A 15,812-nucleotide genomic window follows, 5' to 3' on the forward strand; every position below is an offset into this window, starting at 1 on the left:
AACTGCGTATCCAAGTTCCTGCGCCTGCCAGTTTCTCGCTGTCGCTCGACTGGGCCAAAGGCCAGTCATCCTTCATGCGCCAGTTTTCCGGCCTCCAGAATGCGTTTTGCCAGTTTCAGATGCGGCAGATCGAGCATGCGCCCGTCGATCTGGATGACGCCGGTATCCGGCGAGGTGGCGAAGGCAGCCACGACTTTTTCTGCCCAGGCGATCTCCGTCGCATCCGGTGTAAAGGCGTGGTTGATCGGTTCGACCTGGCTCGGATGGATCGCCATCATCCCCGAGAAACCATCGCGCCGGGCGCGGGCAGCATAGGCCGCAAGACCGTCAAGATCGCGGAAGTCGGGATAGACGGTCTCGATGGCAGGAACCGCTGCGGCGTGCGCGCCAAACAACACCAGGGAGCGGGCCAGCTCATAGGGGGCGGTATATCGTCCGTCTGCCTCGCGGGCGGTCGCAGCACCGATGGCGGCAGGAAGATCTTCCGCGCCCCAAGTGAGCCCGAAGAGATAAGAGGCGACATCCCTGTAGCTGCCGATCTCGAAGATGGCCGCCGGTGTCTCCGTCGCGATCGGCAGGATGGGAACAGCGGATGACAGGCGGCCTGCGAGCTGGCGCACCGAAGCTGCGCCTTCGGCCTTCGGCAACATGATCGCGAAGGGATTGATATTGCCGAGCGCAACGAGATCGTCTTCACAGGCTGACGTGGTGAGGGGATTGATGCGAATAACAAGCGTCGCATCGGTTGCGCGGCGTGTGACGAAGTCGTGCACGGCGTCTCGCGCCACCGGCTTGTTCTGTGCGGAAACGGAATCTTCCAGATCGAGGATGACGGCATCGGCGCCGGAGGCGAGTGCCTTGTCGAAACGCTCCGGCCGGTCGCCGGGCACGAACAGCAGCGAGCGCAGCCTCATGATGGCTTCACCTGCAGCATGGCCGTGCGCAGGCACTGGCAGACGATCTCGTTTCGCTGATTCAGCGTGACATGCTTGAACGTGACGATCCCGGCATCGGGCCGCGAGTTGGAGCGCCTGAGCTCCGTCACTTCGGTTTCCACACGAAGCGTATCACCGATGAAAACCGGCTTCGGCATCGTCACCTTGTCGTAGCCGAGATTGGCGACCAGCGTGCCAAGTGTCGTGTCGCCGACCGAGAGACCGACGGTAAGCGCGAAGGTGAAGGTGCCGTTGACGACGATGCGGCCGAATTCGGTGCCCGCCGCATAATCTGCATCGAGGTGCAGTGGTTGCGGATTATGGGAGAGCGTCGTGAAGAGCAGGTTGTCGGTTTCCGTGACCGTGCGGCGGATCTGGTGGGCAATCCGGTCGCCGACCGTCCATTCGTCGAAGTAGCGGCCGGCCATCAGTCCTCTCCCTTCACGACACTGACGACGAGCTGGTTTTCCGAGACCCGGGCGCCCACGGCGACTGGCAACTTGCCGACAATGCCGTCAAAGGGTGCGCGCAGCGTATGTTCCATCTTCATCGCCTCAACCGTCAGCAGCCTGTCGCCTTTGACAACGCGATCGCCCTCCGCGATATCAACGGAAATGACGAGGCCCGGCATCGGCGAAAGGATTGCGCCATCGCCGGGGCCCTGATGTGCTTCGACTTCACTGGCGACGGGAAGGCCGATCGGCCAGGCATTGCCGCCGTCAAAGAGGACCACGGTGTCGCCGGACCTGACGGCATTGGTGTCGAGGCCTGGGCGCACATGCCCCCAATAGAGATGGTCGCCGATCCGGACGCGCGTGCGGCTATCGCTTGCTCCTGATATGCGCAGGCCGGCGAGGGCCGACCAGGGATCGGTCCCTTCCTTTGCCAAGGCCGTCGCCGCCCTGTCGATAGTCGTCTCGTCGGGCACCTTCGGCAGCAAGGCCTCACCGTGACGGTCGAGAAAGCCCGTATCGAGTTTTGCCGTGCGGAAATCCGCGTCGGCGGCAACGCGGGCGAGCAGGCCGGCATTGGATTTCACCGGCCAGATTTCGATGCTTTCGCAGGCCCTGGTGAGCCTGGCGAGGGCTGCGTCACGATTTGGGCCGTGAGCGATGATCTTGGCGATCATCGGATCGTAGAAGGCGGTGATCTCGTTGCCTTCGTCGACGCCGCTGTCGACCCGAACATTTTGGGGCAAGCGCAGATGATCCAGGCGACCGATCGAGGGCAGGTAGCCGGCAGCAGGGTTTTCGGCGTAAAGGCGAGCCTCGAAAGCCCAGCCGTTCATGAGGATGTCGTCTTGCCCCTTCGGCAGCGGCTCGCCGGCTGCGACCTCCAATTGCCAGAGTACCAGATCCTCACCGGTGATAGCTTCGGTGACAGGGTGTTCCACCTGCAGCCTCGTGTTCATCTCCATGAACCAAATACGATCCGGGCGCAGACCTTCGGAGGCATCGGCAATGAATTCGATGGTGCCTGCCCCGATATAGTTCACCGCCTTCGCAGCCCTGACCGCCGCCTCGCAGATTGAGGCGCGGGTGGTGGCGTCGAGGCCGGGGGCGGGTGCCTCCTCAATCACCTTCTGGTGCCGGCGCTGCAGCGAGCAGTCGCGTTCGCAGAGGTGGACGCAATTGCCGAAGCGGTCGGCGAAGACCTGCACCTCGATATGGCGCGGATTGGCGATATAGCGCTCGATCAGCACGCGGTCGTCGCCGAAGGACGAGGCCGCCTCGCGGCGGCAGGAGGCGAGCAGTTCGGCAAAGTCTTGCCGCCGATCGACACGGCGCATACCCTTGCCGCCGCCGCCGGCGACGGCTTTGATAAGCACGGGATAGCCCGTCGCATCGGCCTCGGCAGCGAGCCTTTCTTCGCTCTGATCCGCTCCCATATAGCCAGGCGTGACCGGCACGCCGGCGGCCTGCATCAGCTGCTTGGCAGCATCTTTCAGCCCCATGGCACGGATCGCGGCAGGTGGCGCACCAACCCAGACAATGCCGGCATTCTCGACGGCTTCGGCAAATTCGGCATTTTCCGACAGGAAGCCGTAACCGGGATGGATTGCGGCCGCGCTCGTCCTGCGGGCGGCCTCCAGAATACGCTTCTGTGAAAGATAACTTTCGCGAGCAGGTGCCGGGCCGATGGCAAGAGCCTCGTCCGCCTCTGCTACGAAGGGCAGGCCGGCATCGGCCTCTGAATAAACAGCAATGGTGCGGATGCCGAGAGCTTTCGCCGTACGGATGATCCGACGAGCGATTTCACCCCTGTTGGCTATGAGCAAGCTTTCCATCATCGCGCCACCTCACATCCGGAAGACGCCGAATCGCGGCCCTTTGGGGATCGGCGCGTTCAGACAGGCGGAAAAGGCAAGGCCCAGCACATCGCGCGTCTGGCGCGGATCGATGATGCCGTCGTCCCAGAGGCGTGCGGTGGCGTAGTAGGGATTGCCCTCGGCCTCGTAGCCGGCGCGGATCGGCGCCTTGAAAGCTTCTTCATCTTCGACCTGCCAGCTTTCGCCGCGCGCCTCCATCGCATCGCGGCGGATGGTGGCAAGCACGGAGGCCGCCTGCTCGCCGCCCATCACGCTGATGCGGCTGTTCGGCCAGGTGAAGAGAAAACGTGGGCGATAGGCACGGCCGCACATGCCGTAATTGCCGGCGCCGAAACTGCCGCCGATGATGACGGTGACCTTGGGTACGGTGGCAGTCGCAACCGCGGTGACGAGTTTTGCCCCGTCCTTGGCGATACCGCCAGCCTCATAACGGCCGCCGACCATGAAGCCCGATATGTTCTGCAGAAACAGCAGTGGCACGCGGCGCTGGCAGGCGAGCTCGATGAAATGCGCGCCTTTCAACGCGCTTTCAGAAAACAGCACGCCGTTATTGGCGATGATGGCGACCGGCATGCCCCAGATACGGGCAAAGCCGCAGACCAGGGTCGTGCCATAGAGCGGCTTGAATTCATGCAACTCGGAACCATCGACAATGCGGCCGATGACCTCACGAACGTCATAGGGCGAGCGCACATCCTCCGGGATGATACCATCAAGATCTTCCGGATCGAGTTTTGGCGGACGTGGTGCCTGAATGTCGATATCAACTGATTTCACGCTGTTGAGGCTGGCGACGATATCGCGCACGAGAAGCAATGCATGCTCGTCATTTTCGGCGACGTGATCGACGACACCGGAGCGGCGGCCATGGGTCTCAGCGCCGCCGAGCTCTTCGGCCGAAATGATCTCGCCGGTCGCGGCCTTCACCAGAGGCGGGCCGGCAAGGAAGATCGTGCCCTGATTGCGCACAATGACCGTCTCGTCGGACATGGCAGGTACATAGGCGCCGCCTGCCGTGCAGCTTCCCATGACGCAGGCAATCTGCGGAATACCCTCGGCCGACATCTGTGCCTGATTGTAGAAGATCGCCCCGAAATGATCGCGATCAGGAAAGACCTCGGCCTGATGCGGGAGATTGGCGCCGCCGCTGTCGACAAGGTAGACGCACGGCAGCCGGTTCTGCATGGCGATCTCCTGCGCCCGCAGATGTTTCTTCACCGTGACAGGGAAATAGGCACCACCCTTCACCGTCGCATCATTGGCGACGATCATCACCTCGCGGCCGGAAATGCGGCCTATGCCGGTAATGATGCCGGCACCCGGCGCCTCGTCATTATACATGCCGTTCGCCGCCAGCGTACCGATCTCCAGGAAGGGGCTACCGCCATCGAGCAGCAGCTGGATGCGGTCGCGCGGCAGGAGCTTGCCCTTGCCGGTGTGGCGCTCGCGCGCTGCCTGCGAGCCACCTTCACGGGTCTTTGCCGAGCGGCCATAGAGCTCGTCGATCAGTCCTTTGTTATTGATTGTGTTCGCCTTGAAGGTCTCGTTGTCGCGATCGATGTCAGAGGAAATCACCGTCATGATGCGATGAGCTCCCGGCCAATCAGATAGCGGCGAATTTCGTTGGTTCCGGCCCCAATATCGTAAAGCTTGGCATCGCGCAGGAAACGTTCGACCGGCCATTCCTTGGTATATCCGGCGCCACCGAGCGCCTGGATCGCCTCCAGCGACACTTTCACGGCATTCTCGCTGGCAAAGAGGATCGCGGCCGCCGCATCCGAGCGGGTCGTGCGGCCGGCATCGCAGGCACGCGCCACGGAATAGACGTAGGCGCGCGATGAATTCAGCGCGACATACATATCGGCGATCTTGCCCTGCATAAGCTGGAAGTCGCCGATCGCCTTGCCGAACTGCTTGCGCTCCCGCACATAGGGCAGCACCACGTCGAGGCAGGCCTGCATGATGCCAAGCGGACCGGCAGCGAGCACTGCACGCTCATAATCGAGACCGGACATCAGGATCTTCACACCGTCGCCTTGCCGGCCCATCAGCGCTTCTGCCGGCACTTCGCAATCCTGAAAGACCAATTCCGCCGTATCGCTGCCGCGCATGCCGAGCTTGGATAGCTTTTTTGAAACGCTGAAACCGGGCATCCCTTTCTCGATGATGAAAGTCGAAATACCCTTCGGTCCGGCGGCCGGATCGGTCTTTGCGTAGACGATGAGCACATCGGCATGCGGCGCATTGGTGATCCAGAACTTCGTCCCGTTAAGGAGGTAGCGATCACCCTTGCGTTCCGCCTTGAGCCGCATGGAAACGACATCCGAGCCGGAGCCGGCTTCGGACATGGCAAGCGAGCCGACATGTTCGCCGGAAATCAGCTTTGGCAAATAGCGTTGCTTCTGTTCCGCTGTGGCCCAGCGGCGGATCTGGTTGACGCAGAGATTGGAATGGGCGCCGTAGCTCAAGCCCACGGAAGCCGAGGCACGCGAGACTTCCTCCATGGCAACGACATGTTCGAGATAGCCGAGACCGGCACCGCCGAATTCTTCCTCCACGGTGATGCCGTGCAGACCAAGCGCACCCATCTGCGGCCAGAGCTGACGTGGAAACGTATTGCTTTCGTCGATCTCCGTAGCGAGCGGAGCAATCGTATCGGCGGCAAATCGCGCCGTCGCGTCGCGGATCGCGTCCGCGGTTTCGCCGAGCGAAAAATCAAACATGGCATTCCTCCCGCTACAATATGTAGCGCGGGTTGCCGCCGCTTCAAAGCACCCTCGAACGAAGCCTATTCCCACTGCGCCGATTTCGCCTCCTCGCGGCGGAAGGCGTCGGGGCTCTTGCCCATCCATTTCCGGAAGGCGCGAAAGAAGGCGCTGGGTTCGGAATAGCCGAGCTGCACGGCGATTTCGCCGATGGTCTTCGACGTGTTCAATAGCATGTCGATGGCGAGCTCTCGGCGGATATCGTCTTTGATGCCGGCATAGCTCTGGCCCTCGTCATGCAGGCGATGGCGGAGCGTCGAGGATGGCAGGCGCATCTCGGCAGCGAGCGTCTGGAAGCTCGACCAGGCGGCGGGAGAGATCTGCGAGAGACGACGGCGTACTGCAGCAGCGATGCCTGCATCATAGCGATAGCGCACGAGGATATTGGCGGGCGCGCCTCGCAGGAATTGCTTCAATGCCTGTTCGCTGCGCGAAATCGGCAGATCGAGCAAAGTGCTGTCGAAACCGAGCCGGCTAATCGGTTGCGAGAAACGTACCGGCGCACCGAAAAAGAGCCGGTAATCGGCGCCCTGGTTTGGCTCTTCGCATCGGAAATCGACAAGGCGGATCGGGATACGCCGGCCGACAAGCCAGCAGATGATGCCATGCAGGATGATCCAGTAGGTACGATAGGCGAAGGCCGAGCGCGGCTCGCCTGCGTCGCGAAGCTCAATCTGAGCCAGCCCGTCGCGGATAACGAGCGTACCACGCGGATCGTCCAGCACCACGTCGAGGAAACGCAAGGCCCGCCGCAGGGCGTGGCCGAGCGTGGGCGCGTGCAGCACGCAATGGCAGAGCAGGGTAAAGCTGCCGCTACGCATTGGTCGGGCGCCCATGCCGAAGAATTCGTCGTCGAGTTCAGCGGCGATCGCTAGCCACAATGCGCCATAGGCCTCAGCTGAAACCGGTTGATCGATCCGTTGCGGCAGGCCGAGCTTGTTCAGAAGAGACGCCGTCGGCTTCCCAAGGCGGCGCAGGCTATCGAGCGCTTCCTCGACGAAGCCCGGTGCGATCATGCGTCGCTCGATTTCGGCCATCGCTGTTTCACTCCAGTAAACTAATATGGCAAAAATGGCCGAAATAATGGGGCAATTCTGTCATCGCTTGCAATAGGGTGAGGGAATAGAATCCTTGTTCAGGCGGACTCTGGAGGAGATGTCTGCCGGGCAGGGAGGAGCGATCCGTGCAAATCCGCGGCGCAAGTTTCATCGTTACAGGTGGCGGCTCAGGGCTCGGGGCGGCAACGGCACGCATGCTCGTCGAAGCCGGCGGGCGCGTGACGATCGCCGATCTCAATCTCGATGCAGGCGAGGCGATCGCTCGCGAACTGGGACAGGATGCGCGCTTCATCAGGGCCGACGTGACCGATGAAGAGGACGGTGCGGCGGTGATTGCTGCGGCCGTGAATGCTTTCGGCCCGCTTCGCGGGCTTATCAACTGCGCCGGCGTAGCGCCGGCCGAAAAGGTCGTCGGCCGCGAGGGACCGCACCGGCTGGAGAGCTTTGCCCGCACGATCGGCATCAATCTCATTGGCACTTTCAACATGATCCGGCTTGCCGCCGCTGCTATCCAGGCTGTGCAACCGGATGCGGAGGGCGAGCGGGGCGTGATCGTCAATACGGCCTCGGCCGCCGCCTTCGACGGGCAGATCGGTCAGGCAGCCTACGCCGCCTCCAAGGGCGGTGTCGCGGCGATGACGCTGCCGATCGCCCGCGAGCTCGCGCGTCACGGCATCCGCACCGTGTCGATCGCGCCTGGCATTTTCGAAACGCCGATGATGGCCGGCATGCCGGCGGAAGTGCGGGAAGCACTTGGCAAGAGTGTGCCTTTCCCGCCGCGTCTTGGGCATCCGGCGGAATTTGCCGCGCTGGTACGTCATATCCTGGAAAACAGCATGCTGAACGGCGAGGTCATCCGCCTCGACGGCGCATTGCGTATGGGCGCGCGCTAAGCGCCTAGCCCGAAGGAGGAAACATGGCTCTGCAGGATCCCATCGTCATCGTAGGCGCAGCCCGCACGCCGATCGGCAGTTTTCAGGGTGAACTCAAGGATGCCGCGGCGCCGGAGCTCGGCGCAACCGCAATCCGTGCGGCCCTGCAGCGCAGTGGCGTCGAGGCGGATGCAATCGAGGAGGTCGTTTTCGGTTGCGTACTGCCGGCCGGTCAGGGTCAGGCGCCAGCCCGCCAGGCGGCGATCCATGCCGGGCTGCCCTTTGCGACAGGGGCGAGCACCGTCAACAAGATGTGCGGCTCCGGCATGAAGGCGGTCATGATGGCCCATGACCTCATTGCGGTGGGAAGCGCTTCGGTGGCGGTCGCGGGCGGCATGGAAAGCATGACCAATGCGCCCTATCTCCTTGATCGTGCCCGTGCGGGTTACAGGCTCGGTCATGGGCGGGTCGTGGACCATATGTTCCTCGACGGGCTGGAGGATGCGTATGACAAGGGGCGCTTGATGGGCAGCTTCGCGGAGGATTGCGCCGAAGCCTATCAGTTCACACGCGAGGCGCAGGACGCCTATGCGGTCACGTCGCTGACGCGGGCGCAGAACGCGATTGCCGAAGGTTATTTTGACAGCGAAATCGTGCCCGTGACGGTGAAGTCCGGCAAGGCCGAGCACGTGGCAGACTGTGACGAACAGCCGGGCAAGGCGAGGCCTGACAAGATCCCGACCCTGAAGCCGGCCTTTCGTGACGGCGGCACGGTGACGGCCGCCAATTCCAGTTCGATTTCCGATGGTGCGGCAGCGCTCGTTCTGATGCGCCGCTCGGAGGCGGATCGCCGCGGCCTGAGACCGCTTGCCACCATCCTCGGCCATGCCACGCATTCGCAGGCCCCCAATCTCTTCGCCACCGCGCCGATCGGTGCTTTGCAAAAGCTTTCGGATCGCACCGGCCTGCCGCTCTCCGAGGTCGATCTCTTCGAAATCAACGAGGCCTTTGCCGTCGTTGCCATGGCGGCGATGCGCGACCTCGACCTGCCGCATGACAAGGTCAATGTACATGGTGGCGCTTGCGCGCTTGGCCATCCGATCGGTGCGTCCGGAGCCCGTATTCTGGTGACGCTTCTGTCGGCGCTGGAGCGTTACGACCTGAAGCGCGGCATGGCCGCACTTTGCATCGGCGGTGGTGAGGCAACCGCCGTCGCCATCGAGCGGCACTAGGGAAGGAGGAGGGCCGATGATCCTTTCCGAACTTCAGCAGCAGATCCGCGATCTCGCTCGCGACTTCGCCCGCGAGCGGCTGGCGCCGGGTGCGGCCAAGCGCGACCGGGAACATCTCTTTCCGCGCGAAGAGTTGAAGGAGATGGGCGAACTCGGTCTGCTTGGCATGCTCGTGCCTGAGACCTATGGCGGATCGGATACCGGCGTCATCGCCTACGCTGCGGCACTGGAAGAGATCGCCGCCGGCGACGGACCCTGCTCGACCATCATGAGTGTGCACAGTTCGGTCGGCTGCGTGCCGATCCTGAAATTCGGCAATGAAGAGCAGCAGCAACGTTTCCTGCCAAAGCTCGCCAGCGGCGAGTGGATCGGCGGCTTTGCGCTGACGGAGCCGCAGGCGGGCTCGGATGCCTCGAACCTGAAAACGCGGGCGCGGCGCAACGGCGACCACTATGTGCTCGACGGCGCCAAGCAGTTCATCACCTCGGGCAAGAACGGACAGGTCATCATTGTCTTTGCCGTCACTGATCCGGATGCCGGCAAAAAGGGCATCACCGCCTTCATCGTGCCGACCGATACGCCTGGTTATGAGGTTATCCGTGTTGAGGAAAAGCTCGGTCTGCATTCTTCCGACACCTGCCAGATCGCCTTCACCAGCATGCGCATTCCGGCTGAGCTTCGGCTCGGCGAGGAGGGTGAGGGCTATCGTATCGCCCTTGCCAATCTCGAGGGTGGGCGGATCGGAATTGCGGCGCAGGCCGTCGGCATGGCGCAGGCGTCCTTCGAGGCGGCGCGCGAGTATGCTCGTGAGCGGACTGCCTTCGGCAAGCCGATCGTCGAACACCAAGCCGTTGCCTTCCGGCTCGCCGACATGGCGACGCGGATCGAGGCGGCGCGCCAGCTCGTCTTCCATGCGGCCTCGCTAAGGGAGGCGGGACAGCCATGCCTGTCGGAGGCTTCGATGGCCAAGCTCTTTGCCTCCGAGATGGCCGAGCGTGTCTGCTCCGATGCGATCCAGATCCATGGCGGCTATGGTTACATAGCCGACTATCCGGTGGAGCGGATCTATCGCGATGTGCGCATCTGCCAGATCTATGAAGGAACAAGCGACGTGCAGCGCATGGTGATTGCCCGCAACCTATAACGATAAGGCCCGGCTTCTGGAGGAGAGGAGCGGGGCCGATAGAGGGAGGAAAAAGACCACATGGTGGAATCTGCTCGTTTGAGCCTGCATGTCCCCGAACCCGCCGTCCGCCCGGGCGGCTATCCCGATTTTTCCAATGTCAAGATTGCCAAGGCCGGGTCAGTGCCGCGGCCGGAGGTCGATGTCGCGTCTGAAGACATCCGCGAGCTTGCCTATTCGATCATCCGCGTGCTGAACCGCGACGGCGAGGCGGTCGGTCCCTGGGCAGGGTCTTTGACGGACGAGGAATTGCTGACCGGGCTTCGAAACATGATGAAGCTGCGCGCTTTCGATGCCCGCATGCTGATGGCGCAGCGGCAGGGCAAGACCTCCTTCTACATGCAGCATCTCGGTGAAGAGGCGGTGAGTTGCGCCTTCCGCAAGGCGCTGCAGAAGGGAGACATGAATTTCCCGACCTATCGCCAGGCAGGCCTCTTGATCGCCGACGACTACCCGATGGTCGAGATGATGAACCAGATCTACTCGAACGAGAGCGACCCGCTGCGCGGGCGTCAGCTCCCCATCATGTATTCCTCCAAGGAGCACGGCTTCTTCACGATCTCGGGCAATCTCGCCACGCAATATGTGCAGGCGGTCGGCTGGGCCATGGCATCGGCGATCAGGAACGACAGCCGCATCGCTGCTGCCTGGATCGGCGACGGCTCGACGGCGGAGTCGGATTTCCACTCGGCGCTGGTCTTTGCCTCCACCTACAAGGCGCCCGTCATTCTCAACATCGTCAACAATCAGTGGGCGATCTCCACCTTCCAGGGCATTGCGCGTGGCGGTTCCGGCACTTTTGCCGCCCGAGGCCTGGGTTTCGGCATTCCGGCGTTGCGCGTCGATGGCAACGACTATCTCGCCGTCCATGCGGTCGCCCGCTGGGCGGCTGAGCGCGCCCGGCGCAATCTCGGCCCGACGCTGATCGAATATGTCACCTATCGCGTCGGCGCCCATTCGACGTCCGACGATCCGAGCGCCTATCGCCCGAAGACGGAATCGGAAGCCTGGCCGCTCGGCGATCCCGTCCTGCGGCTGAAGAAACACCTGATCGTCAGGGGCGTCTGGTCGGAGGAGCGCCATATTCAGGCCGAAGCGGAGATCCTTGATGAGGTGATCGAGGCCCAACGTCAGGCCGAGGGGCACGGCACGCTGCATGACGGCGGTAAGCCCTCGGTGCGCGACATTTTCGAAGGCGTCTACGCCGAGATGCCGCCGCATATCCGCCGCCAGCGGCAGAAGGCGGGGTACTGACATGGCCCGGATGACGATGATCGAGGCCGTACGCAGCGCCATGGACGTCTCGATGGCGCGCGACGACAATGTCGTGGTCTTCGGCGAGGACGTCGGTTACTTCGGCGGCGTCTTCCGCTGCACGCAGGGCCTGCAGGCTAAATACGGCAAGACGCGCTGCTTCGACACGCCGATCAGCGAATCCGGCATTGTCGGTACGGCGATCGGCATGGCGGCCTATGGGCTGAAGCCCTGCGTCGAAATCCAGTTCGCGGATTATATGTATCCGGCTTATGACCAGCTGACGCAGGAGGCGGCGCGTATACGCTACCGCTCAAACGGCGATTTCACCTGCCCGATCGTCGTGCGCATGCCGACCGGCGGCGGCATTTTTGGCGGCCAGACCCACAGCCAGAGCCCGGAAGCGCTCTTCACCCATGTTTGCGGCCTGAAGGTGGTGGTGCCGTCCAACCCCTATGACGCCAAGGGCCTGCTGATTGCCGCTATCGAGGATCCAGATCCTGTCATGTTCCTTGAGCCGAAGCGGCTCTATAACGGACCTTTCGATGGCCATCACGAGCGGCCGGTGACGCCATGGTCGAAGCATGATCTCGGCGAGGTGCCGGAGGGACATTTTACGATCCCGATCGGCAAGGCCGAGGTGCGGCGCGCGGGCTCGGCCGTGACAGTCGTTGCTTACGGCACGATGGTGCATGTGGCGCTCGCCGCCGCGGAAGATGCCGGCATCGATGCGGAGGTGATCGATCTCCGGAGCCTTTTGCCGCTCGACCTCGATACGATCGTCAAATCCGTCACCAAGACCGGGCGCTGCGTCGTCGTGCATGAGGCCACATTGACCTCGGGCTTCGGCGCCGAAATCGTGTCTTTGGTGCAGGAATATTGCTTCTATCAGCTCGAAGCCCCCGTCGTGCGCGTCGCCGGGTGGGACACGCCCTATCCGCATGCGCAGGAATGGGACTATTTTCCCGGACCCGGCCGCGTCGGACGCGCGCTTGCCGAAGTGATGGAGGCCTGAACCATGGGCGAATTCATCATCAAGATGCCCGATGTCGGCGAAGGTGTCGCCGAGGCGGAACTTGTCGAATGGCATGTGAAGACCGGCGATCCTGTGCGCGAGGATATGGTGATCGCCGCCGTCATGACAGACAAGGCGACCGTCGAAATTCCCTCGCCTGTCAGTGGCACCGTGACCTGGCTTGCCGGCGAAGTGGGCGACCGTATCGCGGTGAAGGCGCCGCTCGTTAGGATCGAGACGGCAGCCGCGACCGCAGACGCAGTACCGACAGTCGTTGCTCAGCCAAAAGCGGCCGAGCCGGGTAAGGTTGAAACTCCGAAGCCTGTGCCAAAAGCACCAATGCCGGCAGCCCCGCCGGCCGAAAAGCCGCTCGCGGCTCCGTCGGTCAGGCTCTTCGCCCGAGAAAGCGGCGTGGATCTCCGGCAGGTGCAGGGTACCGGCCCGGCCGGGCGCATCCTGCGCGAGGATGTGGAGCAGTTCCTGAATCAGGGTGCAGCGCCCGCTCCGGCGCGCGCTGGCCTCGCGAAGAAAACGGCGACCGAGGAGGTCAAATTGACCGGGCTTCGCCGCCGTATTGCGGAAAAGATGGTACTTTCCACCTCGCGCATTCCCCACATCACCTATGTGGAAGAGGTGGATATGACTGCCCTCGAAGAGCTGCGCGCCACGATGAATGCCGACCGCAAGGCTGAGCATCCCAAGCTCACGGTTTTGCCCTTCCTCATGCGGGCGCTTGTCAAGGCGATTTCCGATCAGCCCGATGTAAACGCCACCTTCGACGACGACGCCGGCATCATCACGCGCCACAGCGCCGTGCATATTGGCATTGCCACGCAGACGCCGGCGGGCTTGACCGTGCCGGTCGTGCGGCATGCCGAAGCGCGCGGCATCTTCGATTGCGCCGTCGAAATGAGCCGGCTGGCCGAAGCGGCGCGTTCGGGTACCGCGACGCGTGACGAACTGTCAGGCTCGACCATCACCATCAGTTCGCTCGGCGCGCTCGGGGGTATCGTTTCCACGCCCGTCATCAATCACCCGGAAGTGGCGATCATCGGCGTCAACAAGATCGCGACACGGCCGGTCTGGGACGGTGCGCAATTCGTGCCGCGCAAGATGATGAACCTCTCCTCCAGCTTCGATCACCGCATCATCGACGGCTGGGACGCGGCAACATTCGTGCAGCGCATCCGCACGCTGCTCGAAACGCCGGCGCTCATTTTCATCGAAGGCTGAGCCATGAAAGAGATTGTCTGCAAGCTCCTCGTCATCGGTGCTGGCCCCGGCGGTTATGTCTGCGCCATCCGTGCCGGCCAGCTCGGTATCGACACTGTCATCGTCGAGGCCGGCAAGCCTGGCGGCACCTGCCTGACGGTCGGCTGCATTCCCTCCAAGGCGCTGATTCATGCCGCAGAGGAATTCGACGCCACGCAGAAAATGCTGACGGGCAAGAATCCGATGGGCATCCGCGTCGAAGGCGCCTCGATAGATCTGGCAAAAATGATCGGCTGGAAGGACGGTATCGTCGGCCGGCTGACGAGTGGCGTCTCCGGCCTGTTGCAGAAGGCGCGTGTGAAGATCGTCCACGGCCGCGCTCATTTCCGCGATGGCAAGACGGTCGAGGTAGAGACGGAGACCGGCCAGCAGATCATTCGTGCCGAGACTGTCGTCATTGCCACCGGCTCCGATCCCGTGGAGCTCCCAAATTTGCCTTTCGGCGGCCGCGTTATTTCTTCGACAGAGGCGCTGTCGTTGGGCGAATTGCCGAAAAATCTCGTCGTGGTCGGCGGCGGTTATATCGGGCTGGAACTTGGAATAGCTTTTGCGAAGATGGGGTCACAGGTGACGGTGGTCGAGGCGACGCAGCAGGTGCTGCCACAATATGATGCCGATCTCGTGCGGCCCGTCATGCGCAAGATGACCGAGCGCGGCATCCGCGTCTTGACCGGCGCGAAGGCGATCGGCCTTTCCGATTCTGGCGACGGGCTTGTTGTCGAAACGACTGACGGCCGGCAGCAGACGCTTGCTGCAGACCGTATTCTGGTGACCGTCGGCCGCCGTCCGAGAACGGCGGGCTCAGGCCTCGAAGAGCTTGATCTCGACCGCGCCGGTCCTTTTCTCAGGATCGACGATCGCTGCCGCACGTCCATGCGCGGCATTTATGCCATTGGTGATGTTACCGGCGAGCCTATGCTGGCGCATCGGGCCATGGCGCAGGGGGAAATGGTGGCGGAGATCGTTGCCGGAAAGAAACGCGCCTGGGACAAGCGCTGCATTCCGGCGATCTGCTTTACCGATCCGGAAATCGTCAGCGCCGGTCTGTCCCCGTCAGAAGCAAGCGCCCAGGGTTATGATATCAGGACCGGCCAGTTTCCCTTCAGCGCCAATGGGCGGGCGATGACCATGCTCTCGGAGGAGGGATTCGTACGGGTGGTGGCCCGGGCCGACACCAATCTGGTCCTCGGCCTGCAGGCGGTGGGCGCTGGGGTCTCCGAACTCTCGGCCGCCTTCGCGCTTGCCATCGAAATGGGGGCGCGGCTGGAAGATATCGCCGGCACGATCCATGCTCATCCGACGCGCAGCGAGGCGGTCATGGAAGCGGCGCTGAAAGCCCTGGGGAATGCTCTTCACATTTGAGCCGCTCGCCCGGCAAGCCCCTCGCGCGTTCCGCCGGCCGCATCCTCCATATGCGCTGTCCGATCGCAAGGGAAATCTGCAAGGTCGATCGGCTGGTTTGCCGGAAGTCTCACTGAACCAGTTTACTGCCTGCAATTTCGCGACATCCAATCTGCTGATGCAGGCGGGATAAGCCCCGACCTTCAGTGCACCAGGCCTGCCGATGCATCTTCGATTGTTCCCTCGACGGGCAGGTTTATGCCGCTCTCGGCGAGATCCTGCAGCAGCGCTCCAAGCGCGAGATCGAGGCAATAGACGGAGAACTCGGCATTGAGTTCCCGGGCGTTCTGACGGGCGTAGGAAACGAGCCGCGCGAGCGAGGCGATATCGCGCAGTCGTTGATCCTCCTCAGCGGTCCCGAGTTCGATGATGTCTTCCGTTGCCATTCTCACTGAGCTCCCCAGACGTGTTGGAAGGAGTTCTAGCGGATGCGGTCGAGGAAAGCGCGTGACACTGGCGTGACACCAGTTTGGATGGCGTATCGGGAGGCGGCAAC

The 15,812-nt window shown here is 62.8% G+C and carries 13 protein-coding genes and 1 pseudogene; 7 read left to right on the forward strand and 7 right to left on the reverse strand.

The features are described from left to right. Positions 1-65: 65 nt before the first annotated feature. The 6 genes and pseudogenes from PMI11_RS11670 to PMI11_RS11695 form a co-directional block, all read right to left on the reverse strand. Positions 66-914 (reverse strand): HpcH/HpaI aldolase/citrate lyase family protein, encoded by an 849-nt coding sequence (locus PMI11_RS11670; RefSeq protein ID WP_007816985.1) that lies wholly within the window; start codon positions 912-914, stop codon positions 66-68. Further along, positions 911-1,363, reverse strand: coding sequence for a MaoC family dehydratase (locus PMI11_RS11675; RefSeq protein ID WP_007816987.1), 453 nt, complete (start codon positions 1,361-1,363; stop codon positions 911-913). The genes PMI11_RS11670 and PMI11_RS11675 overlap by 4 nt, the downstream gene beginning before the upstream one ends. Then, on the reverse strand, positions 1,363-3,225 hold the full coding sequence (locus PMI11_RS11680) for an acetyl/propionyl/methylcrotonyl-CoA carboxylase subunit alpha (RefSeq protein WP_007816989.1): 1,863 nt from the start codon (positions 3,223-3,225) through the stop codon (positions 1,363-1,365). Before PMI11_RS11680 ends, PMI11_RS11675 begins: the two co-directional genes overlap by 1 nt. 9 nt (positions 3,226-3,234) lie before the next feature. Next, complete coding sequence (locus PMI11_RS11685) at positions 3,235-4,845, reverse strand: carboxyl transferase domain-containing protein (RefSeq protein WP_007816991.1); 1,611 nt, start codon at positions 4,843-4,845, stop codon at positions 3,235-3,237. Then, positions 4,842-5,987 carry an isovaleryl-CoA dehydrogenase gene (locus PMI11_RS11690; protein WP_007816993.1) on the reverse strand — a complete coding sequence of 382 codons (1,146 nt, stop codon included), beginning with the start codon at positions 5,985-5,987 and terminating at the stop codon, positions 4,842-4,844. The genes PMI11_RS11685 and PMI11_RS11690 overlap by 4 nt, the downstream gene beginning before the upstream one ends. Before the next feature lie 65 nt (positions 5,988-6,052). Further along, positions 6,053-7,130, reverse strand: a pseudogene (locus tag PMI11_RS11695) (AraC family transcriptional regulator). Positions 7,131-7,212: 82 nt separating this feature from the next. Between PMI11_RS11695 and PMI11_RS11700 the strand changes: the two are divergent. Genes PMI11_RS11700 through lpdA form a run of 7 tightly spaced genes read left to right on the forward strand, consistent with a single transcriptional unit; the run spans position 7,213 to position 15,277 of the window. After that, positions 7,213-7,980 carry a 3-hydroxyacyl-CoA dehydrogenase gene (locus tag PMI11_RS11700; RefSeq protein ID WP_007816999.1) on the forward strand — a complete coding sequence of 256 codons (768 nt, stop codon included), beginning with the start codon at positions 7,213-7,215 and terminating at the stop codon, positions 7,978-7,980. A 23-nt stretch (positions 7,981-8,003) separates the two neighbouring features. Beyond that, positions 8,004-9,191 carry an acetyl-CoA C-acyltransferase gene (locus PMI11_RS11705; RefSeq protein WP_007817001.1) on the forward strand — a complete coding sequence of 396 codons (1,188 nt, stop codon included), beginning with the start codon at positions 8,004-8,006 and terminating at the stop codon, positions 9,189-9,191. Positions 9,192-9,207: 16 nt separating this feature from the next. Then, the gene (locus tag PMI11_RS11710; RefSeq protein ID WP_007817004.1) at positions 9,208-10,335 is read left to right on the forward strand and encodes an acyl-CoA dehydrogenase family protein; all 1,128 of its coding nucleotides are present in this window, start codon (positions 9,208-9,210) and stop codon (positions 10,333-10,335) included. Between the two features lie 60 nt (positions 10,336-10,395). Then, on the forward strand, positions 10,396-11,628 hold the full coding sequence (locus PMI11_RS11715; protein ID WP_007817005.1) for a thiamine pyrophosphate-dependent enzyme: 1,233 nt from the start codon (positions 10,396-10,398) through the stop codon (positions 11,626-11,628). A gap of 1 nt (position 11,629) precedes the next feature. Further along, complete coding sequence (locus tag PMI11_RS11720) at positions 11,630-12,643, forward strand: alpha-ketoacid dehydrogenase subunit beta (protein WP_007817008.1); 1,014 nt, start codon at positions 11,630-11,632, stop codon at positions 12,641-12,643. Between the two features lie 3 nt (positions 12,644-12,646). Then, positions 12,647-13,876, forward strand: a complete 1,230-nt coding sequence (locus PMI11_RS11725) for a dihydrolipoamide acetyltransferase family protein (RefSeq protein ID WP_007817010.1) — start codon at positions 12,647-12,649, stop codon at positions 13,874-13,876. A 3-nt stretch (positions 13,877-13,879) separates the two neighbouring features. Beyond that, on the forward strand, positions 13,880-15,277 hold the full coding sequence (lpdA, locus tag PMI11_RS11730; protein ID WP_007817013.1) for a dihydrolipoyl dehydrogenase: 1,398 nt from the start codon (positions 13,880-13,882) through the stop codon (positions 15,275-15,277). Positions 15,278-15,459: 182 nt separating this feature from the next. Here lpdA and PMI11_RS11735 read toward each other — a convergent pair whose 3' ends face one another. Beyond that, positions 15,460-15,702 (reverse strand): hypothetical protein, encoded by a 243-nt coding sequence (locus tag PMI11_RS11735; RefSeq protein WP_007817015.1) that lies wholly within the window; start codon positions 15,700-15,702, stop codon positions 15,460-15,462. Positions 15,703-15,812: the final 110 nt, after the last annotated feature.

It is taken from the genome of Rhizobium sp. CF142, assembly GCF_000281145.1.
Lineage (GTDB): Bacteria > Pseudomonadota > Alphaproteobacteria > Rhizobiales > Rhizobiaceae > Rhizobium.

Coding starts and splice junctions, on each gene's coding strand:
- PMI11_RS11675 (WP_007816987.1), bottom strand. CDS start 1,363: ATGGCCGGCCGCTACTTCGACGAATGGACGGTCGGCGACCGGATTGCC.
- PMI11_RS11710 (WP_007817004.1), top strand. CDS start 9,208: ATGATCCTTTCCGAACTTCAGCAGCAGATCCGCGATCTCGCTCGCGAC.
- PMI11_RS11705 (WP_007817001.1), top strand. CDS start 8,004: ATGGCTCTGCAGGATCCCATCGTCATCGTAGGCGCAGCCCGCACGCCG.
- PMI11_RS11715 (WP_007817005.1), top strand. CDS start 10,396: ATGGTGGAATCTGCTCGTTTGAGCCTGCATGTCCCCGAACCCGCCGTC.
- PMI11_RS11720 (WP_007817008.1), top strand. CDS start 11,630: ATGGCCCGGATGACGATGATCGAGGCCGTACGCAGCGCCATGGACGTC.
- PMI11_RS11725 (WP_007817010.1), top strand. CDS start 12,647: ATGGGCGAATTCATCATCAAGATGCCCGATGTCGGCGAAGGTGTCGCC.
- PMI11_RS11690 (WP_007816993.1), bottom strand. CDS start 5,987: ATGTTTGATTTTTCGCTCGGCGAAACCGCGGACGCGATCCGCGACGCG.
- PMI11_RS11735 (WP_007817015.1), bottom strand. CDS start 15,702: ATGGCAACGGAAGACATCATCGAACTCGGGACCGCTGAGGAGGATCAA.
- lpdA (WP_007817013.1), top strand. CDS start 13,880: ATGAAAGAGATTGTCTGCAAGCTCCTCGTCATCGGTGCTGGCCCCGGC.
- PMI11_RS11685 (WP_007816991.1), bottom strand. CDS start 4,845: ATGACGGTGATTTCCTCTGACATCGATCGCGACAACGAGACCTTCAAG.
- PMI11_RS11670 (WP_007816985.1), bottom strand. CDS start 914: ATGAGGCTGCGCTCGCTGCTGTTCGTGCCCGGCGACCGGCCGGAGCGT.
- PMI11_RS11680 (WP_007816989.1), bottom strand. CDS start 3,225: ATGATGGAAAGCTTGCTCATAGCCAACAGGGGTGAAATCGCTCGTCGG.